Raw genomic sequence first — 21556 nt, forward strand, 5'->3', positions numbered from 1 at the left:
CGGATACCGTCGATGTCTACGGGAGGTGCGGCGATGAAGGCAATGATGAAGCAGGTGGTCGCGGCTAACAGAGTCGGAATCATCAGTACACCGAACCAACCGATGTATAAGCGGTTGTTAGTGCTGGTTACCCAATCGCAGAACCGCTCCCATACGTTGGCGCTACGAGCGCGTTGTAAGGTTGCTGTCATTGTTTTTATGAGTGCTTAACTTTCGTTAATAATTTGCGTAGGTCAAACTACCTACATTTACTAAATTAGAAGAAAGTTTGCGATTTGTAAAGCATATTTAATTAAGTTGTGTTTATGAATATTAAAATTTTGTATAAATACTTTTGATTTTATATTGTTTACAGATTTTGATTATTGAGTAAGCACTCATTTTTACCCCTAACCCCACCCTACTCTCCCTCTACTTTCATATCTCTATATCAACCAGGAGGCCATGTCATATGTCTTCCTCCCAGGATATGCAGGTGTAAATGGTAAACAGTTTGACCGCCATCAGGGCCAGTATTGATGACTAAGCGATAGCCATTTGTCAGTCCGGCTTGTTCAGCAACCCGCTTAGCAGTTAACAAAAGGTGCCCCAAAAGCGTACTATCTTCAGATTCGGCGTCAGCTAATTTGGGAATGGGTTTTTTGGGAATGACAAGGATGTGAACTGGTGCTTGCGGGTTTATGTCTGTGAATGCCAGTGCTAAGTCATCCTCATAAATAATGTTGGCTGGAATTTCTCGACGAATGATTTTGCTGAAAATCGTCTCTTGATTTGCCATGTGTAATTTTTTATTTGTCATTTGCCAATTGTCAATGATAAGACAAAGGACAAATGACTAAATGACCAAGGAATAAGGATAATGCTTGCCAGAGTCTGGAGCGCATCAATTGTAGGTATCGATGCTGTGAAAGTGGGGGTGGAAGTAGATGTCTCTGGGGGTTTACCCGGGATTATCGTGCTGGGGCTGCCTGACAGTGCTGTGCAAGAATCCAAAGAGAGGGTAAAGGCGACTCTGAAAAATGCAGGTTTTGCCTTTCCCATGCGAAAAATTGTGATTAATTTAACTCCTGCTGATTTACGCAAGGAAGGCCCTTGTTTTGATTTGCCTATTAGTGTGGGAGTTTTAGCGGCTTCTGAGCAAGTTAGTACTGAGTTGCTAGGAGATTATCTTTTCTTAGGTGAAGTTTCTCTGGATGGTAGCCTTCGTCCTGTGGCTGGGGTATTGCCCATTGCTGCTGCCGCCCACAAAATGGGAATTACAGGTTTAGTCGTTCCTGCTGATAATGCTCAAGAGGCTTCCTTAGTGGAAGGATTGGCGGTTTATGCTTTCAAAAATCTAACGGATGTAGCTGATTTTTTGAATAATCCGGGACGTTACAAGCCCGAGCAATTGGATAATACTGTAGAGACGTTGCATGCAACATCTCTACATGGTGCAGATTTGAAGGATGTGAAAGCACAGGCTCATGGCCGGAGGGCATTAGAAATTGCTGCTGCTGGCGGACATAATTTAATATTTGTAGGGCCGCCGGGAAGTGGTAAGACAATGCTGGCACGACGCTTACCGAGCATTTTGCCGCCACTGAGCTTTGCAGAAGCATTAGAAGTAACTCGCATTCATTCGGTAGCTGGTTTATTAAAAAATAGAGGCTCGTTAGTATGCGATCGCCCTTTCCGCAGTCCGCACCATTCCGCATCAGGCCCGTCTCTCGTTGGTGGTGGCACTTTTCCCCGTCCCGGAGAAATTTCTTTATCACATCTTGGGGTGCTTTTCTTAGATGAGTTGACAGAATTTAAACGTGATGTGTTGGAATTTCTGCGTCAGCCTTTGGAAGATGGCTTTGTAACGATTTCCAGAACCAGGCAATCGGTTATGTTTCCCGCTCAGTTTACTTTGGTAGCAAGTACCAATCCTTGTCCTTGTGGTTATTACGGCGATACCATCCAACAATGTACTTGTTCGCCACGCCAAAGAGAACAATATTGGGCGAAGCTTTCTGGACCGTTGATGGATCGGATTGATTTGCAAGTTGCCGTGAATCGTTTGAAGCCAGAGGAAATTACCCAACAGCCGACGGGTGAATCTTCTGTAACAGTCAGAGAACGGGTGCAACAAGCACGCGATCGCGCATCCCAGAGATTTGAAAATGAACCAAATCTGCGTTGTAATGCCCAGATGCAGAGTCGGCATCTGCAAAAATGGTGCAAGCTGGATGATGCCAGTCGTAACTTATTAGAAGGCGCGATTAAAAAATTAGGGTTATCGGCAAGGGCTAGCGATCGCATTCTCAAAGTAGCGCGTACAATTGCAGATTTGGCAGGTGATGAGAACTTGCAAGCCCATCACGTTGCCGAAGCAATTCAGTATCGGACGATAGATAGAATGCAGTAAGCGTACTTAGAGATTGGAGTCATCGCAAATCCACATAGGTTCGACACTAGAAGCCTTTTGGAAGCCGCAGTGTTGATAGAAATCCACAGCATCTTTAACTGCAAGAAGAACCTGCTGGTGGTAGCCTGCGTAGCGATTCTGGAGTGTTTCTATGATGCGCCGTCCGATACCCTGACGGTGGAATGCAGGTCGCACCAACAGTTTAAAAAGTCTTAAAATACCAAAACATAAAGAGTAAAATAATTTTCATGCGTTCTAGTGTACGCAGTTCATGACGGGTACTTAATCATTGATTTAGCTTGATAACAACTTGCCCTTGAATTTGATTTATAGCAAGCACATCTTCCAGAGGATAATAAATAAAAAAATTAAAAAATTAGAAGCAAGAGAGTCTTCCAAGTAGTACCATCTAGATATAAACAAATCTTTTTTCATTAATTTTAATAGCAAAAAGAGACTACGCTAGTAAAACTTTGTCTATGAAATGTGGTTATTTTTGCATCAAAAAAAATCATGTACAAATATATATCATCAAGTCTCACATTGATTTGAGTTTTTTACCTACAATATAAAAAGGAATGACATACATGAAAATCAAAATTTTGATAACTGGTGTGCTTGCCTTTGCTGTGAGTTTAGTTACAAGCACTGGTATCAAAGCTCAGACTCCCAAAAAGGCTAGCACCTATCAATCTGGGTATTGGCAACCTGTGGCACGATTTGCGAACTATCAAAGTTTTGTAAAAGTCAAAATATTAAATAAAACAACATCTTCTCTACAGTACAGTTTAACAGGTGGGGATGCGTTGAATGCAGAAATCCCTGTAGGAGGTAGTGCTACACTCACCACTAATTCTCTTCCTACTTATGTGTTGATTTATGCTACGCAGCCGGATGTTGCATTGAAGTACGACGTAGCAGCTAAAGATAATTCTGCTACTGTTACAATCCGGCAATCAAACACAGATCCTGGAGATACTACACTAAATTTGCATGAAAGCGGAGCAATTTACGTATACTAGTTTTCCTCTAATTTTCCCATATCTGCACGCTTTGTATTCGTCCAAACGGCAGAAAACTTATCTGCATCTACTTCCTTCTTATACCCTTCCTCTGTATTTTTAAACAGCATTGTAAAAGCACCTGCTCCTAATCCATCTTGGGGAAATATTCGATAACAAGGCATTGTAGTTAAATGAGATTGATAGTCTCTTAAATGACTAATTTTTACTGGTTGAAATTGAGGAAACTTTTTTAAGAGCCATTCACCAACTTCTTCATTTTCTTCAGGAGAATATGTACAAGTCATATAAGCAAGATAGCCTTGTGGTGAAATGATACGGGCAGAGTTTGCTAGGATACGTTTTTGACGATTCGCACTTTTATTAATAGCACTGGGATGAAAACATCCTGGTGCTTTTTCACCTTTAGCAAGTAAAGATTGCCCAGTACAAGGCGCATCTACGATCGCTAAATCGCTGGATGAAGGTATACTTTCTGCAAAAATACTAGAGTCTTTACTCGTAACGATAGAGGGGCTAATATGGCAACGCTTCAAATTAGAAATTAGCATACCTAGGCGTTTACCAATCACTTCATTACTAATTAACAATTTTGGTTGCAAAAGTTTCCAGGCTAAAATACTCTTTCCACCTGGTGCGGCGCACATATCAAAAACTAGCTCTACATGCTGAGTAATTTTTAGCAAAACTGAAGCCGCAAATACAGAAGAAAAATCTAAACAATATAAATATCCTTGCTCATGGAGTGGATGTTGACCCGGTTTTTCTCCCAAAGATAAACGGTCTATAAAAGAGGGTTGCCAAAATGTGGGCGTTTCCACTAAAAATGGCGAAACTTCTAATTTATCTTGACACCAAATTACACATGGATAAAAAGGTTTGGGATTAATTAAAGCTTCCACAAACTTTTCTTGGTCATCCAAGTTTTGAAATAGACGTTTGCTAAGTTTAAGTAATAATTTTGAAGGTGTTTCCATAAAATTTTGCTAATAACTTTATAGTAATCAAAGGCAGGGTAATGCTTGAAACTTCCGGTGGCAAACTGATGCTGAAAAATAACAGCATAAATGGCATCATAATTCTATGGCTTAAAGGCAGTTTTATTTTAAGTAACTTAACTAACTTGCAACTTTACACGCCACACATAGATCGAGCGTTGACCTGTTGCTCAGTACTTTGTACTTTACTGCTGCTGGGGCGGCGAGGATTTTATGTAGTTTTTAATACTTAACTTCATTCGTATTTGATACACTAACCATGACCTCCTTATTCTGATACCGCTTCATATTTCTCCACAATTTTTCTAAAAACCGTTAAACTTCATTGCAAACTAAGAAGACGAGTAAGACAACGTGATAAGTTTTGAGAATGTAAATCAATTAACGTGGAATTAATTAAGGAAGGAGAACACGGTGGCAATGGAATCAAATGTTTTGAAGCCTACAGGTGCAGTCCTGGAAGAAGATTTCAGTGAATATGTTGCCCACCTCCAAGTGCACATGGCTTTGCAAGCTCGCAATCTGGTTCCAACCCTGAAGCAGACACAGGCGGATAGCCGAGAAGAATTACTCCATCAAACCCAAGCCAATTTTGAAAAACTAATTTCTCGCCGAGCTATTTAACCTAAATCTATACAAATCTTAAATAAAATTTAAATAAAATTACAGCAGAGCTTGTTGAGTCCAGGCTAATGTAGTCATCAGCAAGTCTGCTTTTTTAATATTGAGTTGTGAAAATCACTCTTTTGGATCAATAAGGAAGGAGTAGAAAGCCGTTAATATTAATGCAGCAGTACCTCTGTTCCTGTTATTTAAGGCTGAATGGCGGCTCGAATGAAAATGACTTCTTTACTTCAGAGAAATCTTAGCATTGTCATCCGACCAATCCAATACCGGGATTTGGATGGGATTGAACGTCTAGCTCAAGATTCATTCGCAGCCAAAACCAGAAAGGGAGCCGATTTTGCCATGCGGCAGATGCAATGGCTACGCCGCTGGTATGGGTTGCTGAAATTTTTAAGCTGGTTTCCTAACCCGTTACAGCATATTTTCTGTGGTTATGTAGCAGAACAGGGACGAATACTTCTGGGAATCGTCCAAGTATCACCATTCAACCGCACACGCAGTACTTGGCGTGTGGATCGCGTGTTTTTGGAGCGTGCTGCCGACAAACAAGGTATTGGATCGCAGCTTTTACGCTACTGCTTTGAATCAATTCTAGAAGCTCGCACTTGGATACTGGAAGTAAATGTCAATGATACAGAAGCACTGGCACTGTATCGGCAAAATGGCTTTCAGCGCCTAGCTGAAATGACCTATTGGGAAATTAAACCAGAACTACTGGCTGAATTGGCACAATCACAGCCAGATTTACCCAATTTGCTGCCAGTAAGCAACGCTGATGCCCAGTTGTTATATCAACTGGATACGGCATCAATGCCACCTCTAGTACGCCAGGTCTTTGATCGCCAAACCCACGATTTCAAAACCAGTTTGTTTGGTGCTCTAGTTGATGCAGTCAAGCAATGGGTTACTAAAACAGAAGTAGTGAGTGGTTACGTATTTGAACCTCAACGTAAAGCAGCGATCGGCTATTTTCAAATTTCGCTAGACCGCAAAGGCGAAGAACCACATATAGCAACGCTGATTGTTCACCCAGCATATACTTGGCTGTATCCAGAGTTGCTGACTCAACTTGCTCGCATTGCCCAAGATTTTCCCGATCAACCCTTGCAACTAGCTTCAGCAGACTATCAACCAGAGGGGGAAGAGTATTTGGAGCAAATTGGTGCAAATCGAATAGAACACACTCTCATTATGTCTCGTTCCGTGTGGCATAAGATCCGAGAGTCTAAATTTGTCTCTTTAGAAGGAATTCAGTTGCCAGAAGTGTTGCAAGGTCTACAACCAGCTCGTAAACCCATACCGGGTGGAATGTCATGGCTGCCACCAAATCAGCCAACTTCCCCAGACAGAGCAGTACAACCAAATCCATCAAAAGAAACTATTTCCTTTTCTTGCAAAAACTCTCACCTGGAAGCACGTTGTCAGCCTGAGTCAGCTGATGCACAGCAGCAGGAGTAGTCAAGTGGCTATTAATAAAGTAAGAGAGGGAGAGTGGGAGAATAGGGACAATATTGAGGCAAAAGGCAAAGGGCAAGGGGCAAGGGGCAAGGGGCATAGAAAAGATCCAATGCCCAATTCCCAACTCCCAATTCCCAATTCCCAATCCCCTACTCCTAAGTATGTCTCCGCTTTAGGATTGGATGTCGGTCGCAAGCGTATTGGCGTGGCAGGGTGCGATCGCACTGGTTTGATTGCCACTGGTATTACCACTGTTGAACGCACGTCTTTTCAACAGGACGTGGAGCAAATACAACAGCTGGTGAATGAACGAGAAGTACAAGTTTTGGTTGTTGGTTTACCCTATTCAATGGACGGTTCTCTGGGGTTTCAGGCAAAGCAAGTGCAAAAATTTGCCACGCGATTGGGTAAGGTTCTCAATCTGCCTGTGGAGTATGTGGATGAGCGATTAACGTCTTTTCAAGCAGAGCAGTTACTCATAGCTGAAAACCGTTCTCCATCACGCCATAAAGCTTTAATTGACCGCAAGGCAGCAGCTTTGATTTTGCAACAATGGCTAGATGCACGACGAATTCGCTTAAAAACCACAGAAGTACCTGCTGAGTAACTATACGTTATCGCATGATATCCTGAATTCTATTAGTCAGCAGAGGTGGAAAAGGGTTAAAGGTTAAAGGGAAAAGGAAATAAAAAAATTTCTTTAACCCTGCTCTCTAATCCCCAACGCCAAGTGCTACAAAGGAACGGCAGATGCTAAAACGGGAGAAAACCCCAACACCAGTTGTGACAAGGAGATAAACTCCAAAGGCTCACTGGCTATGCAATGCACTGTCACCCTGCGGAAAGCCCTCCGGTTACTCTGCGAGAAGCCCTCCGGGTACTCTACGAGAAGCCGCGCTGCTTCACCGCGCTGCGGACGTCTACGGCAATCTGCAAGGACGCACTGGCTCCTACGTAAAGTTCTGAATTCCTCTTACTCTTTTATCCTTTCCCCTTCCAAAGTAGCTGGTAATTATCAAGTCTCACACCTCGGCTATGTTTTCTTCTCCTTTTTCTAACGAACACGACCGTGAACACGCTGGCACCATCACTTTAACTGATGACAAAGGGCGATCGCTCGAATGTTACATTGAGCATTCGCTTGAAGTGGATGGACAAGAGTACTTTTTACTTCTTCCTGTTGACTCACCTGTAGAAATATTTGCTTGGCAAGGTGAGGATGAGGAAGAAGAAGCCATTCTTGTAGAAGATGATGCCACTATTGACCAAATTTTTAGCACCGCCCAAGCTGTGCTATCAGAACAAAACCTATTTCTCAAAAATACAGCCTATGCTTTGACTGTTGCAGGTGAATTACCGCCAGTCGAGGAGTCAGAACTCTTCACCTTAGAAATCGAAGACGAACAGTCTGATTTAGAACCAGAACAATTACAACTACTAACTAGCTTCTACTACGAAGAGCAAGAGTACGCAATTTATACTCCCCTCGATCCATTGCTGTTTTTTGCACGGATTTCTAAAACTGGCAAACCTGAATTACTGTCTCCAGAGGAGTTTCGCCAAGTACAACCACTGCTAGAAGAACATCTGTTTAATGAAGTTGAATAAGATTAAAAATTCAAAATTAAAAATTAAAAAATGAAAAGTTTTAATTCTTAATTCAGAATTTTTAATTATTATTTAGCAATGGGCGTAATCGCTTGGCAATCTCTTTGCCAAACGTTTACGATCATTGCGTGGATTTAAACATGGTGGAATCTATACAAGCAGATTAGCCCAAGATCAAACTTAGGACGCTAGCAGAAACTCTAGCGAAATTGCTGTTTTGATTTGACAAGTCGAGAAGCAAAGTTTGATTTTGAGATCGTGGATGACTTGGATTGCAAAACAAACTGCGATGTTAATCACGCATTCAATTGAAGACGAAAATAATAAATAATCTCTAGTTCAGAGTCAATTGTTAAAAATAGTAACTAAAGTAATAACTCTTGACTATTGAACGGCAGGTGCTACAACGAAGGAAACCTCGAAGGGTGCACTGCCTCCCCTTGACTCTTGACTATTGACCTTTGACTATGCGCTGGAATAAGCTCTTACAGCCTGACTTAATTTTAGAAGGTTCAGTGTTAAACCTTACACCAGACATAATCCAACGATATGGGCTGAAGGGGCTAGTGTTGGATGTGGATGAAACCTTAGTACCAATAAAAGTAGTTTCGGCTTCAGTTGAACTGCGACAGTGGGTACAAGAAATCCGTCAGGTAGCAGCATTGTATTTAGTGAGTAATAACTTAAGTGAAGCCCGAATTGGTGGTATTGCTCGTTCTCTGGACTTGCCTTACTATTTGGGTGCAGCCAAACCCTCACGACGCAAAATTAGATCTGCACTGAATGCGATGAATTTGCCAGTACAGCAAGTTGCAATGGTAGGCGATCGCTTGTTTACTGACGTGTTAGCGGGTAATCGTTTAGGAATGTTTACAATTTTGGTTGAACCGATTGTTCACCCAGATGTTGCTCTCCGTTCTCACCCAGTACGTAACCTTGAAGTCTGGGTATCTGAAATTATGGGAGCCTCCATAACCCCCAAAAAACGCAGGTTTACAAACCTTGACAAATAGTCAGGAAAGTAAATCTAAAAAAATAATTAAAAAACCTTTGTTTCATACAGAAATAGGAGATTATATAAGTATAAATAACATGGGGTCAGCCAAATAAAGACCCTAAACATAGTAAGTGGTTATAAACTTGTAAAGCGTCAGCCTAAACTTTTATATATAGGTTGGCGCTTTACATTATTTTAGTTGTTTAACTGCTAAGAAATCACTTCAACCCAAGTCACATTTTTCACCTCAGCTTTGTTTGCTTGAACTTTAGCTTCAGTCAATATCTGTGGTTCAGGATCTATACCAACCACTTCTTTAAAATACTTGGCAAGTGGAAGCGTTAACAGTTCCGTACCGCATCCCAAATCAAGCAAACGTCCTTTACCATCACCCAGCTAAAGCTGCGTGTATAGTAATTTCATCCGTAGTCATAACACTAGCTAAAAATGACTAATGACTAATTAAGGCAAATACTTTTGCACCACACTCCAACCAGTTAGGGAAACCCAAGCAAAAGCAAAGAATATGGCAATGTTGGCGCCGATGTGGATACGTCTAGCCCAAGGTTGTCTAACATGAATTTGTGTAGCACTTCCAGCAGACAGCAAAACCAAAATCACAGTGGTTAACCCAGCCCACAGGTGTGGTGAGTGTCCCAAAGAGCCAAAGTGACCGTAAGTACCAATAATACCAATAAGTAGCAGTAGCAACACCAAGCTGACCATGCAGATGCCAATTATATAGTGGAGAAAGGGCAGCCAATCAGGTTGATCTTGTCGCGAGGTTCTAGCACGAAACATCCAAACACCCATTATCGCTAATAGCACATAGGCTACTAGCGACAAACCCATCGACCAAGCCGCTATTCTCCACAACCATAAAAATGAAGGTAGATTCATAGTAATGATTGTAGATGTAGAGATGAGGAGAGTGGGGGAGTAGGAGATTGGGCATTGGGCATTGGGCATAGTTAGTAGATAGTAGTTAGTAGTTAGTAGTTAGTAGTTAGTAGATAGTAGTAATTTTTTGTGAAGAATCAACTACCAACCACTAACGACTAACCACTAACCAATGTACAGACGTGCCATGGCACGTCTCTACAACCACTAATCACTAATCTCTTGACCATTGACTATTGACTAATGACTATTGACTAAAAATAAAAAAGGGCTGCCAATTTCAGCAACCCTATAATTTAACGGTTTTTTAATCAAAGGATGTGAAACCAGCAATTGTTAAGGGTTTTGTTGTATCACCGGTTTTTGTCTTAATTTGCTTGTTATGGATATTGTCACCTATTGGTTCTGAGCTTTTGTCAAACTCATAACTAATAGGTTCATTGATCGCAAGGCGATCGCAGGGGATTTTATCCGATAGAATTGCACTTGCCATCATGCCCGTATGAATCTCAAGTTGAGCTTCACCAGGAGCTTCAAAGGCGAGTCTTTGTCCGGGAAAAACAACCCTTTCAAAGTACCAGTTAGGAATATTCGAGATGCGAGCCACCTGGATTTTGCTCGTGGCATTTACGTAACAGCAGAGAATCTTTCCCGATTGCTCCGGTGGTAAAGGATCTAATATTTGAGCCATAACTGCTGAGGAGCTTTACGCCACAATTTTATCTTACATTAGCCAAGCTAACATCGGCTGATCCCCAGTTGCTGTAACCCCGACTACCAACTGAAATTTTCTACATTATTTCTATCTAAAGATAGGTTATAGTTATGAAATTTTCGTAAAAATCTATGCCTTTTCTGCAATTATACATTATGCATGAACAATTCAATTCATCATATTTGATCGAGTTTTGCTGCTGTCTTTTTGCTTTCCCTCAGCTTTAAGACCGATTTTTTGTTTTTTCTGTCCTAGAACTTATAGGCACAAAGCATCGCTTCAAGAATAAACTCGATGTTATTGTAAAGTTATGGGTCTATTACTTTCATAAAACACTATTAATGCTATGCATTAGTCGTGCAAAGCAACATTATCTATTTTCACAGCCACCTGAAGAAAAGGCATGCCTACCAATAATCGTCTTAAATGTCAAGGACGATTGTAATTAAAGACAGAAACCAAAACCAACTATAAAACCAGATTTGGCTCTCTTACCCCGGAACAACGGCAAGATGGAAGTTAAAACATTCATAAACCGAATTCTCTACGTTCGCCTTCCGTGTAACCCCATCTTCCCTATTGGGGTTGTCTATCTTAGCGATCACGTCCACAAATTGTTTCCTAATATCGAACAGCGCATCTTTGATTTAGGAACAGTACCGCCTTTGGATTATGCTTCTGCCCTAGATCGCTGTATAGATGAATTTCAACCCACACTGCTAGTTTTTTCTTGGCGAGATATTCAAATATATGCTCCCGTGGGCGGACGCGGAGGTAATCCACTGCAATACGCTTTTGAATTCTACTACGCCAAAAATCCTTTGGTGAAACTTAAAGCAGCATTAGGCAGCTTACGCGTTCTCACAGCTTACTATACAGAACTGTGGCACAATCTAGGATTAATTAAACGCGGACTAAAACGCGCCCGCAAATATCACGCAGATGCCCGAGTAATTGTTGGTGGTGGTGCAGTCAGCGTATTTTACGAACAGTTAGGTAAAAGCTTGCCCAATGGGACAATCGTTTCCGTCGGTGAAGGGGAAACCTTGCTGACAAAACTACTTAGCGGGCAAGAATTTCGGGATGAACGGTGTTATGTCGTTGGAGAAGATCGACCACGCGATCGCCTGATCCACGAACAACCCACACCACTGGAGAAAACCGCTTGTGACTACGACTATATCGAAACTATCTGGCCGGAGTTTAAATATTACCTGCAAGACGGAGATTTTTACATCGGCGTGCAAACTAAACGCGGTTGTCCTCATAATTGCTGCTACTGCGTTTACACTGTCGTGGAAGGTAAGCAGGTACGCATTAATCCCGCCGATGAAGTCGTTGCTGAAATGCGGCAGTTGTATGATCGCGGTGTTCGCAACTTCTGGTTTACTGATGCTCAATTCATCCCGGCCCGGAAATTTATCGACGATGCTGTTGAACTCTTACAAAAAATCGTCGATTCTGGAATGACAGATATTCATTGGGCAGCATACATCAGAGCAGACAACCTCACACCCCAGTTGTGTGATTTGATGGTAAAAACTGGGATGAACTATTTTGAAATTGGTATCACTAGCGGTTCTCAAGAATTGGTGCGAAAAATGCGGATGGGTTACAATCTCCGCACAGTTTTACAAAACTGCCGAGACTTAAAAGCTGCTGGGTTTAACGACTTAGTTTCTGTTAATTACTCCTTTAACGTTATTGACGAACGTCCAGAAACAATTCGCCAAACTATCGCCTATCATCGCGAACTCGAACGCATTTTTGGTGCAGATAAAGTTGAACCTGCCATCTTTTTTATTGGACTGCAACCGCATACGCACTTAGAAGAATACGCCTTCAAAGAAGGCATTCTCAAACCAGGGTATAATCCTATGAGCTTGATGCCGTGGACAGCCAAAAAGTTATTGTGGAACCCCGAACCGCTTGGTTCCTTCTTTGGCGAAGTTTGCTTACAAGCTTGGCAACAAAACCCCAACGACTTCGGACAGGAAGTTATGAAAATCTTAGAAGAAAGATTGGGTTGTGCAGATTTAGAAGAAGCACTTTCCGCACCCATTGAGGCGAAAGAAAGACAACTTGTCGGAACAAGATAAGAGCAAACGGTGTTTGTTCGATTTTGCACCTTCGTCGCCATAATTTCTCTGTGATTTTACTTTGTGTCTTGGTGTCTTAGTGGTTAATTAAACATGTTTTTTAAACCACCAAGACACAAAGACACCAAGAAAATACTATTATGAGTACTCTTGCATGTAGCGTAATTCATGCTGCAAAAAGTAAACTATAAAGTTATAAGCAAGTATTTAAAATTTTCTCCCCCTGCGTCTGTGCGGTTCATTTAATAAATCCTCATGTTAGAAGGCTCCATACTCCAACAACTGGAAATTGCTCATCGCAATAGCAAAAGACCGATTAGATTCGGAGTTTATTACAAAAACACCTTGGTTGCCCTGTGTCATGCTTTAGAAGACCATATATTAAACGATGTCACCTCGCCCTTGGTCATTACTGCCTTTGAGCAGGGGAAATGGTATCTTCAAGAAGCAGAAAGATACGCAGACATTGCCAAAAAATCTTGTCAAGTAGCCATCATGGCAACTCCAGATACTGGCTGGGCAGAACATCCCACCAGCCAATTACCTAATGTTAATTTAGTTGCCTTAGATCCAACCGATCCAGTGTCACGGGAATGGCACTTGATCATTTTGTCGCCAAAATACACGGCAATGGTAATTTGTCAAGAGCTATCAGAAGCTGATTATGGTTCTTCTGGACTGCCTGGATCGGACTTAGAAAGAAAGTTTTATGGCTTGTGGACGTTTGAACCAGAGTTAGTCAAAGAAACAGCCGCGTTGGCGATCGCTCACATTAAACGCTACAACCCGGAACTAGCCGCACAACTCACTGCTTATCAAGACTCAATTCAGCCTAGTCTGGCTACACCAGAACAATTAAGCGCGGTAGTTTCTCGTGTAGTCGATTACCTCCAAACCGGGCAGGTAAACATATCCGTAGACACAGCTACACGCCAGCAAGCTTTGGATCGTAACTTAGTCTCCAACGAAATCCAGGCCTTTTTGCGAATGGCACAAATTATGGATGCTGCCGATATTACCAATCCAATGGCAGCCACAGAAGTCGTGGCACTGGCGGAAATAATCGGGCAGTTATTAGATTTACCCGCATGGCAGATTAAAAGATTGCGCCTTGCTGGTTTGCTACATCGCATAGATCCATTGCAAAGGGTAGAAAGTGTCTTGACTCCTGGCACATCAAGCCGCTACCAAGAAGAAGCACCTAGCTGTCCTCTAACTTGCCCGTTAGTACCGGGGGCGCAAGTGCTGCGAACCATGCCGCGACTGCGGGCGGTGGCACAAATTATCACTCATCAAACTGAGTGGTGGGATGGGACTGGTGAACCTGCGGGATTAACTGGCGATGAAATTCCTCTGGAGTCGAGGATTTTAGCGTTAGTGGCTGATTTTCAGTGGCGAGTAAATCAGAAAAAATCAACACAGTTGAGTCGGGAAGAAATATTTACTCAAGCTTTAGAAGAATGCAGACAACAACAATCACGGCGTTTTGATCCTAAACTGATAGATACCCTGACGCTGTTAGTCATGGGTTTGCAGCAAGGAATTGAATTGCCCCTGATGACACCTAAAGTCAGTGCTGGTATGTGGTTGTTGGATTCTCGACTAGACAGCGAAAGCAAGACTATAGTTGATTTGAATCAAAACTTGCGTACAAGATAAATCTTTTTTGTGTTCTTAGTAGCTTTGTAATTAAATAATTTTTTTAACAAACCACAAAGACACAAAGACACAAAGAACACTAAGAGAATTTTTGATAAATTTTATGAACACAGAAGCTATTAAATCAGGAAAGCTCAAACACTTAGCAGGGGCAAATTTAGAAGATGAGGATTTATCAAACCTTGATTTAAACCGCATTAATTTTGCTGGTGCTACCCTTGTTGGTGCAAATCTCGCTGGTTCTAAACTCGAAGGTGGACATTTAGAAGGTGCGAATTTGATGGGGGCGAACCTGCAAGAAACCGACTTGCGGGCAAACCTGATGGGTGCGAATTTAATGCAAGTAGATTTAACAGGTGCTGACTTGCGAGGTAGCAATTTGCGCGGTGCTAACTTGATGGGGGCAAGGCTAAGTGAAGTATCGTTTGCTGGTGCTTTCTTGAGTGGTGCGAATTTGATGAATGTCAACTTGCAAGGAGTTGACTTTCGAGGTGCTGACTTACGCGGTGCAAACCTGACAGGGGCAAATCTCAAAGGTGCAGACTTGAGTAGTGCAGACTTACAAGGCGCTTTATTGAGTGAAGCGAACTTAGAAGAAGCAGACTTGCGGGGGGCAAATCTGGCAGGGGCGAATTTGACGGGTGCGAATTTGCTATGTGCAGAGTTAGAAGGGGCAAATTTAAGCGGAGTGAATTTAGAAAGGGCGTGTTTGGTAGGGACAATGGCTGAGATGGGTGGGTGAGGACTTTGGTAATGAGTTTTGATAACAGCAAAAAATGCGATCGCACAAGTAGCGACTACTTAACTGCCATCAAAGTTATATCTACATCCTTGCTTTTAGTAACTTCGGCATCACATTTTTAATTTTTAATTTTTAATTGTCTTTTACTCATCCACAATGCCATCACACCCATCAACAACCACCCCATCACCCCCATCAAAGGATTCTTATCTATCCCAGTCACCCAATCAGGAACCCGACCAGTATATTCAGTTAATTCCCCAATGTTAATAATGTAATATCCCCAAACTATACCACCATGCAAACCAATGGGTAATCCCAAGCGTCCTCTTCTCCAACGCTTTGCCCATACCTGCATCAAACCCAGTATTACCAAAGCTGGAAATTGGGGCAGTGTGCGAATAATTGCTTCCAAAGGTTTAATAAAGTGCAATGCCGCAAAAATAATCGCATCTGCCCAAAGTGCCACACGAGGAGTGTAATCGCGCTGTAACTCATCCAGCAACCAGCCTCGGAATAATAATTCCTCGGCAAACCCGATGCCCAAACCAGTAAGAGAACCTTCTAATACTACTCGAAGTAAAAAAACTTTGGGCTGTTGCCATACTAACCAACCCAGTAATCCTTCTAAACCAAATAAAATCAAAACACTAATTAGTCCAATCACCAAACCCCGCAGTAGTTCGACTCCGTTTTTGCGGCTAAACTCTAAACCATAATGCCGCAGCAGTTGGGGTTGCTTGTAGACTTGCTTGCCCCATATTCTCAGTAGAAAAATAAATTCTCCATACAGCAGCACCATTGTCACAATACTAACCAAGTTTGCATCGTGCACTAGTAAATATATTGGTGCAGCAAAGGGCAACCACAGCAACGATAGAGCTAAAATAAAGTAACCCAGCCTGATGGGTACAGGATGCTGGGCTAAAAGGGCAATGTTTATTTTCATACCAAGTTGTAGAGACTCCTAGACCCCAATATTAATAACTATTAACAAGCAATAAACACAAGTTTATTGCCATGTTTCCAGTTTGACGGCAACTTGGTATCAATTGTTGCGTGTCTTTTATTCGTCTGGTTCGATTGTGCTAGTCAAACCATGTTTTTTCAAAGTTTCGCAATAAAACTCAGCATGTTCTTGAGCGCAGGTAATAACTAATGCAATGCCGTTAGTATGGGCTTCCATCATAATGCTGACAGCCTGAGGTTGGGTTAGACTCGGCACTGTGGTCAATAGAACCTGCACTACATACTCCATAGCGTTGTAGTCGTCGTTATGGAGCAAAACGCGATACTGAGGCGCTAGTTTTCTGGATGTTGAACGCTTCTCTAGGGTTTCGACTGACACGGCTCTTTGCTCTCTTGGTAATTTACTACAACAGAGTTTTTCTCTAGAGGTTGCTTAATTTGCTTTACAGTTATTTAACTATTGTATAGCACCACAGAGACTGTTGGTAATTGTTGGTTGCTGGTTGTTTGTTATGCCATAGACACGCCAACTGCTTGCTTTAGGGTACATCTACTAACCAATAACAAACAACAGTCCAGACAAGATCTCTCACAAATTCAGTCAAATTGGTATGTCTAGCTTTTAAAATTAAAAAAGCAGCAACACAATCGTTGCCGCTACCAAAGCTGCGTGACTATGGAGATTACCCCAAATTTTCAGCCAGGACAAATTGTATCCTTAGAGCATGGCGACAGCAGGCTCTATGCAGAAGTAATTCAAGTAGTAGTTTCCCGTCAGTTATGCTGGGTGCGTCCTTTGCTACTAGTAGTCAACTCCTCGGAACCACCATTAATACATGATTTGCGAGAGGCATCTGACTTACTCTGGCCTGTAAATTTATTTCAACCAGCCTTAGACACAGAAGTAATTTCCATATTGAGCCAAGTTTTAGCAAAAGAACCAACACCAGGAATAGACTCAACTTCCAAGCAGCTACTTAATCAGTTTATTAACCAAGTTTGGCAAGCATATAAAGAGGGTTTAGGGACTAGTTAGTAGATAGTGGATAGTGGTTAGTGGTGAGCCAGCGCGCTCCAAAGGGGGTTCCCCCCATGTAGACGCCCGCAGGGCGGGCTTCGGTGCAGGGTACGACTGGCGTCTACGCCAGTCCCCCCTAAAGGCAGAAGCCTTCTGGGGGGCTGGTCTCACCAAGACACTAAGACACAAAGAAAACTTGTTGTTTGGGATTGCACCACCAAAAGGCTAATGACAAAATCTACACAAGTAGATCCTTTGCAAGAGCCCAGAAGCAAAGTAAAGATGTCGCAGAATTTTTGGTAAATAAATATTACAGTTTAATATTCTTTCTCATTTTTGGAGATAACGGCTAATTAGTAACTAATCCACATGTGCAAGCACTGCCTTTAAAGTCTTCCCCATGCTCAGGAAGTATATAACCAAGCTCTCCAAAAAAAATATCATCAGTCATATCACTAAGAAACTGACGCTGGTTTTGATCAATAGATTTAATGTTTCCAATTTTTCAGTTTGATTGCTTGTAATATTTCTGATATTAACTTGGTGTTGAAAATAACATAAATACTCAACAATCATCAAATGCTTGCGACCAATTGGATGCGACCTGCATCCATTTCTGCCATTAGCAGTTCTAGCGCTTCGTAATCAACGTCAGAAATGTAACCCATTTCCGTCAGTTCTGAGTTGATTTCGTTTTCGATTTCGGGTGTTAATTTTTTAATCAGAAGAGCTTTTTCTACCAATTGACGAATAGGGTACTTAGTTTTCATATGTAATAAACCAACTAAATCTAATAGATCTATATACTTATTATCCTAGCCTCGCTTTGGTATAAAACGTGATCCAAACCCTAGAGTTATAGTGATCTAAATCACAAGTTATTGGTGATTTGACTCGCGATCGCTAACTGTATGTGTCAGGAATTTCACGTTGCTTTCCTGTTGTTATAAACAAGCTGAAGTAATAATCTATGTGGAATTAAGCGCTATGACAAGCAATTACTTGCTTCTATTTTAACAAAAAGTATATTTAAATACAGTTTTTTCTAGGGTTATGACAATCTTTAAACAGAACCGTCAGAGCAATAAAGATTCAGCAAAGAGGCGTAATACGAATGGTCGATGCGAGAAAAAAGAGTTTATGTTCAAATACATCTATCTTCACTATTGAAAAATTTTACATAACATTTAGGATGTGAGTATGCAAGCAGTAGTTAATAACCCAAAGATTACAGTAATTCGTCCGCAAGGAAGTTTAAATGCTGCCAATGCCTTGGAATTTGAGCGAGATTTAACAACAGCACTGGCACAAAATAGAAGTAGCTCCTTGGTAGTAGATTTAGAGCAAGTAGAAGCCTTAGATAGCGCTGGCTTATTGGCATTAGTATCTGCGCTGAAACTAGCTCAAAGTTTAGGGCGTCGTTTCAGCCTTTGCTCTGTTTCTCCACCCATAAGAATTATCTTTGAACTTACTCAACTCGATAGAGTATTTGAAATATTTGAAGGTACAGCACTGTTTTGATTCGCTTGCCGCTTAGGTGTCAGTTAGTTCGCTTCAAGAATATTGCAAACAGTAATTCATCCTCTCAAAACTCCTAATCAATGCTAAGGTTGGAGGTAAGTGGCACTATATAAAGAAGCTAAAAGAATAGCAAAGTGGCTATTGCAACAGAAAAATTAATAACCTCTGAGATTGTAAAACCAGCTCGTTATCTAGGTAACGAACTTTTAGCAGTACACAAACCTTGGGATACGGCAACTATACGCTGGGTATTAACCTACCCAGAATTATACGAAGTAGGAGCCTCCAACTTAGGGCATATCATTCTATATAACATCCTGAATGCCCAACCACGCCAATTGTGCGATCGCGCTTATCTAAGCGCCCCAGACCTCGCGGCCAAACTGCGGGCAACCAAGACACCGCTGTTTGCCGTTGAGTCCAAGCGATCGCTAACAGAATTCGATATCTTAGGCTTTAGCCTCAGTTACGAACTCGGTGCCACCAACATTTTAGAAATGTTGGATTTGGCAGGTATTCCCCTGACGTGGCGAGAACGGTTAACGGGGAATCACCCCTTGATTTTTGCAGGAGGACAAACGGCGACATCCAACCCTGAACCCTACGCCGATTTTTTCGACTTTTTCGCCCTCGGTGACGGCGAAGAACTCTTACCAGAAATAGGTTTAGTTTTAGAAGAAGGCAAACAAGCAGGCTTAAGTCGCCAAGAACTGCTGCTAGACTTGGCACAAGTACCGGGTGTATATGTTCCCCAGTTTTACGATCTGGCAGAGAATGGGAGTGTGCATCCTAACCGCCCAGATGTGCCAAAACGTATTCTAAGACGGGTTTCTACTCCCATACCAGCATATTCGATTGGGTTAGTTTCCTACGTCCAGACAGTACACGATCGCCTAACAATTGAAATTCGGCGCGGTTGTACTCGTGGCTGTCGCTTCTGCCAACCGGGAATGCTAACTCGACCAGCGCGGGATGTGGAACCAGAAAAAGTGGTGACAGCGATTGAGAAGGGAATGCGGGAAACAGGATACAACGAGTTTTCTCTGTTATCCCTGAGTTGTTCTGATTATTTATCCCTGCCAGCAGTGGGGATGGAAATCAAAAATCGCCTCAAGAATGAAAATATTTCTCTTTCCCTACCCAGCCAACGGGTAGATAGATTTGATGAAAATATCGCCAACATCCTCGGCGGTATGCGGCAAGGTGGTCTGACTTTTGCGCCGGAAGCTGGTACGCAGCGCATGCGAGATATTGTCAATAAAGGTTTGACAAATGAAGAATTGCTGCGGGGCGTGAAAACAGCATGGGAACAAGGTTGGGATAAAATAAAGTTATATTTTATGATCGGTTTGCCCGGTGAAACCGATGCTGATGTCTTGGGCATTGCAGAAACGGTTAGTTGGTTGCAGCGCGAGTGTCGGGCCAAGGGTAGAAGACCACTTGCATTTAACTTGACGATTTCCAACTTTACACCCAAGCCTCACACCCCGTTTCAATGGCACTCGGTTTCTACCGCCGAGTTTGAACGCAAGCAAAAATTGCTGCGGCAAGAATTCCGCCGCATGAAGGGAGTGAAGGTGAATTTCACCGATGTCCGTATTTCGGCAATGGAAGATTTTATCGGCAGAGGCGATCGCACTCTCTGTCAAGTCTTGCGACGGGCCTGGGAATTAGGTGCGGGCATGGATTCCTGGTATGACAGCATCGAACAGGCTTACAATGCTTGGGGACAAGCTATTGCCGAAGCTGGTTTAACTTGGAAATATCGCCAAGTCGAAAATGGTGAGTGGAATGTGATGGAGATGGGGAGAGTAGAAGAACCTTACCCCACCACCCCACCATCGCACCACCCCATCACAGAGTCCTCCCTCGATAGACCCCTACCTTGGGACCACATTGACACGGGTATCGAGAAAAAGTGGCTCCAGGACGACTTAAAACGCGCTCTAGAAGCTGCAACTGTTCCCGATTGCTCTTTTGAGGGTTGTTCTCACTGTGGTGTCTGCGGTACAGATTTTGGTCATAACATTGTCATACCCCCGCTACCCATACCAGAATTTGCTGGGCAATTTGTACCAAATACTACTAAAGCCCAAAAATTGCGGGTATGGTTTGGCAAACAGGGTGATATGGCCTTTGTTAGTCACCTAGATATAATGCGCCTGTTTGATCGTGTTATGCGCCGATCTGGATTGCCAATTGCTTTTACTGGTGGATATCATCCCTCACCCCGCATTTCTGTGGCTTTGGCTTTACCTTTGGGTGCTACCAGCAGTGGTGAAATTGTCGATTTTGAGTTAACTCAGCCACTTGATATCAATACTTTCCGGCAAAAACTGGCAGAGGTGTTGCCCAGCGACATACCTATTTATGATGTAGTACAGCTAGATTTAAAAGCTCCTGCTGCTACTCAAGGGTTAGAAGCTGCTGAATACTTACTCACCGTCACTTCACCTGAAGCAGCAACACCTGCACATTGGCAAGATTGGATTGATACAATTAAACAGAAAAACGAGATTTGGTGGGAGCAAACAACTAAGTCAGGTAAGACTCAGTTAGTAAATCTGCGCGATCGCTTATTTGAACTGGAATTGATAGAAACTGCCAATCTGGCAGAGTCGGCAGTTCGCTTGCGTTATTTAGGTAGTTGTCGTCAAGATGGTACACTGTTGCGTCCCGAACAAATCCTGTTTATGCTAGAACAAGTAGCAGGCACAGAATTCCAGCTACTGCAAATCCATCGCAATCGTTTGGTTTTGCGGGATTGATCGCCTGAGAGCAACTTGTTAGATAGTTGCCCTCATATTTCATATATTAGGAATTGATTTTTT

At 42.3% G+C, this 21556-nt stretch carries 22 protein-coding genes and 1 pseudogene; 13 read left to right on the forward strand and 10 right to left on the reverse strand.

Annotation, left to right across the window (positions count from 1 at the left end; genetic code table 11):
* A pseudogene (locus HXY43_RS19520) lies at positions 1-191 on the reverse strand (photosystem II q(b) protein); the annotation flags it as partial.
* Between the two features lie 239 nt (positions 192-430).
* Positions 431-778, reverse strand: a complete 348-nt coding sequence (locus tag HXY43_RS19525; RefSeq protein WP_290886488.1) for a histidine triad nucleotide-binding protein — start codon at positions 776-778, stop codon at positions 431-433.
* Positions 779-859: 81 nt separating this feature from the next.
* Here HXY43_RS19525 and HXY43_RS19530 point away from each other — a divergent pair, with 81 nt between their 5' ends.
* Entirely contained in the window at positions 860-2392 is a 1533-nt protein-coding gene (locus HXY43_RS19530; protein ID WP_290886328.1) for a YifB family Mg chelatase-like AAA ATPase, read from the forward strand.
* A gap of 6 nt (positions 2393-2398) precedes the next feature.
* Here the strand turns inward: HXY43_RS19530 and HXY43_RS19535 are convergent, their stop codons facing one another.
* A complete protein-coding gene (locus HXY43_RS19535; RefSeq protein ID WP_367161491.1) occupies positions 2399-2611 on the reverse strand; it encodes a GNAT family N-acetyltransferase in 213 nt (70 codons plus the stop codon).
* Between the two features lie 368 nt (positions 2612-2979).
* On the opposite strand from HXY43_RS19535, the gene HXY43_RS19540 reads away from it, so the two are divergent.
* Positions 2980-3414 (forward strand): hypothetical protein, encoded by a 435-nt coding sequence (locus HXY43_RS19540; protein WP_290886334.1) that lies wholly within the window; start codon positions 2980-2982, stop codon positions 3412-3414.
* On the opposite strand, the gene HXY43_RS19545 is transcribed toward HXY43_RS19540, so the two are convergent.
* Positions 3411-4391, reverse strand: a complete 981-nt coding sequence (locus HXY43_RS19545; protein ID WP_290886337.1) for an RsmB/NOP family class I SAM-dependent RNA methyltransferase — start codon at positions 4389-4391, stop codon at positions 3411-3413. The two genes, HXY43_RS19540 and HXY43_RS19545, sit on opposite strands and share 4 nt — an antisense overlap.
* 441 nt (positions 4392-4832) lie before the next feature.
* Between HXY43_RS19545 and HXY43_RS19550 the strand changes: the two genes are divergently transcribed.
* The 5 genes from HXY43_RS19550 to HXY43_RS19570 all read left to right on the forward strand — a co-directional run bounded on the left by HXY43_RS19550 (position 4833) and on the right by HXY43_RS19570 (position 9118).
* Positions 4833-5036 carry a hypothetical protein gene (locus tag HXY43_RS19550; RefSeq protein ID WP_026731467.1) on the forward strand — a complete coding sequence of 68 codons (204 nt, stop codon included), beginning with the start codon at positions 4833-4835 and terminating at the stop codon, positions 5034-5036.
* A gap of 198 nt (positions 5037-5234) precedes the next feature.
* On the forward strand, positions 5235-6497 hold the full coding sequence (locus tag HXY43_RS19555) for a GNAT family N-acetyltransferase (protein ID WP_290886340.1): 1263 nt from the start codon (positions 5235-5237) through the stop codon (positions 6495-6497).
* Positions 6498-6606: 109 nt separating this feature from the next.
* Positions 6607-7104 carry a Holliday junction resolvase RuvX gene (ruvX, locus tag HXY43_RS19560; protein WP_290886492.1) on the forward strand — a complete coding sequence of 166 codons (498 nt, stop codon included), beginning with the start codon at positions 6607-6609 and terminating at the stop codon, positions 7102-7104.
* A 428-nt stretch (positions 7105-7532) separates the two neighbouring features.
* Positions 7533-8105: a DUF3727 domain-containing protein gene (locus HXY43_RS19565; protein WP_026731470.1), complete on the forward strand. Its 573-nt coding sequence runs from the start codon at positions 7533-7535 to the stop codon at positions 8103-8105.
* A gap of 467 nt (positions 8106-8572) precedes the next feature.
* Complete coding sequence (locus HXY43_RS19570) at positions 8573-9118, forward strand: YqeG family HAD IIIA-type phosphatase (RefSeq protein WP_026731471.1); 546 nt, start codon at positions 8573-8575, stop codon at positions 9116-9118.
* Positions 9119-9312: 194 nt separating this feature from the next.
* Here HXY43_RS19570 and HXY43_RS19575 read toward each other — a convergent pair whose 3' ends face one another.
* The 3 genes from HXY43_RS19575 to HXY43_RS19585 all read right to left on the reverse strand — a co-directional run bounded on the left by HXY43_RS19575 (position 9313) and on the right by HXY43_RS19585 (position 10693).
* Positions 9313-9477, reverse strand: a complete 165-nt coding sequence (locus tag HXY43_RS19575) for a class I SAM-dependent methyltransferase (protein WP_290886344.1) — start codon at positions 9475-9477, stop codon at positions 9313-9315.
* An 87-nt stretch (positions 9478-9564) separates the two neighbouring features.
* On the reverse strand, positions 9565-10002 hold the full coding sequence (locus HXY43_RS19580; protein ID WP_290886346.1) for a DUF4079 domain-containing protein: 438 nt from the start codon (positions 10000-10002) through the stop codon (positions 9565-9567).
* A gap of 307 nt (positions 10003-10309) precedes the next feature.
* Positions 10310-10693, reverse strand: a complete 384-nt coding sequence (locus tag HXY43_RS19585; RefSeq protein ID WP_290886348.1) for a DUF1830 domain-containing protein — start codon at positions 10691-10693, stop codon at positions 10310-10312.
* A 536-nt stretch (positions 10694-11229) separates the two neighbouring features.
* On the opposite strand from HXY43_RS19585, the gene HXY43_RS19590 reads away from it, so the two are divergent.
* The 3 genes from HXY43_RS19590 (at position 11230) to HXY43_RS19600 (ending at position 15217) form a co-directional block, all read left to right on the forward strand.
* Entirely contained in the window at positions 11230-12816 is a 1587-nt protein-coding gene (locus HXY43_RS19590; protein ID WP_290886350.1) for a photosystem II high light acclimation radical SAM protein, read from the forward strand.
* A 255-nt stretch (positions 12817-13071) separates the two neighbouring features.
* Entirely contained in the window at positions 13072-14475 is a 1404-nt protein-coding gene (locus HXY43_RS19595; RefSeq protein ID WP_290886353.1) for a DICT sensory domain-containing protein, read from the forward strand.
* 103 nt (positions 14476-14578) lie between these two features.
* Positions 14579-15217, forward strand: coding sequence for a pentapeptide repeat-containing protein (locus HXY43_RS19600; protein ID WP_026731476.1), 639 nt, complete (start codon positions 14579-14581; stop codon positions 15215-15217).
* 118 nt (positions 15218-15335) lie between these two features.
* On the opposite strand, the gene HXY43_RS19605 is transcribed toward HXY43_RS19600, so the two are convergent.
* Both HXY43_RS19605 and clpS read right to left on the reverse strand, forming a co-directional pair.
* Positions 15336-16166, reverse strand: coding sequence for a type II CAAX endopeptidase family protein (locus HXY43_RS19605; protein ID WP_290886358.1), 831 nt, complete (start codon positions 16164-16166; stop codon positions 15336-15338).
* Between the two features lie 117 nt (positions 16167-16283).
* Positions 16284-16565 (reverse strand): ATP-dependent Clp protease adapter ClpS, encoded by a 282-nt coding sequence (gene clpS, locus HXY43_RS19610; RefSeq protein WP_026731479.1) that lies wholly within the window; start codon positions 16563-16565, stop codon positions 16284-16286.
* 297 nt (positions 16566-16862) lie between these two features.
* Between clpS and HXY43_RS19615 the strand changes: the two genes are divergently transcribed.
* On the forward strand, positions 16863-17222 hold the full coding sequence (locus HXY43_RS19615; RefSeq protein ID WP_290886362.1) for a hypothetical protein: 360 nt from the start codon (positions 16863-16865) through the stop codon (positions 17220-17222).
* A 557-nt stretch (positions 17223-17779) separates the two neighbouring features.
* Here HXY43_RS19615 and HXY43_RS19620 read toward each other — a convergent pair.
* Complete coding sequence (locus HXY43_RS19620; RefSeq protein ID WP_290886365.1) at positions 17780-17974, reverse strand: hypothetical protein; 195 nt, start codon at positions 17972-17974, stop codon at positions 17780-17782.
* A 430-nt stretch (positions 17975-18404) separates the two neighbouring features.
* On the opposite strand from HXY43_RS19620, the gene HXY43_RS19625 reads away from it, so the two are divergent.
* Both HXY43_RS19625 and HXY43_RS19630 read left to right on the forward strand, forming a co-directional pair.
* Entirely contained in the window at positions 18405-18725 is a 321-nt protein-coding gene (locus HXY43_RS19625) for an STAS domain-containing protein (RefSeq protein ID WP_290886368.1), read from the forward strand.
* Positions 18726-18859: 134 nt separating this feature from the next.
* Positions 18860-21493 carry a TIGR03960 family B12-binding radical SAM protein gene (locus HXY43_RS19630; protein ID WP_290886372.1) on the forward strand — a complete coding sequence of 878 codons (2634 nt, stop codon included), beginning with the start codon at positions 18860-18862 and terminating at the stop codon, positions 21491-21493.
* Positions 21494-21556 lie beyond the last annotated feature (63 nt).

Source organism: Fischerella sp., assembly GCF_013388695.1.
Taxonomy (GTDB): domain Bacteria; phylum Cyanobacteriota; class Cyanobacteriia; order Cyanobacteriales; family Nostocaceae; genus PCC9605.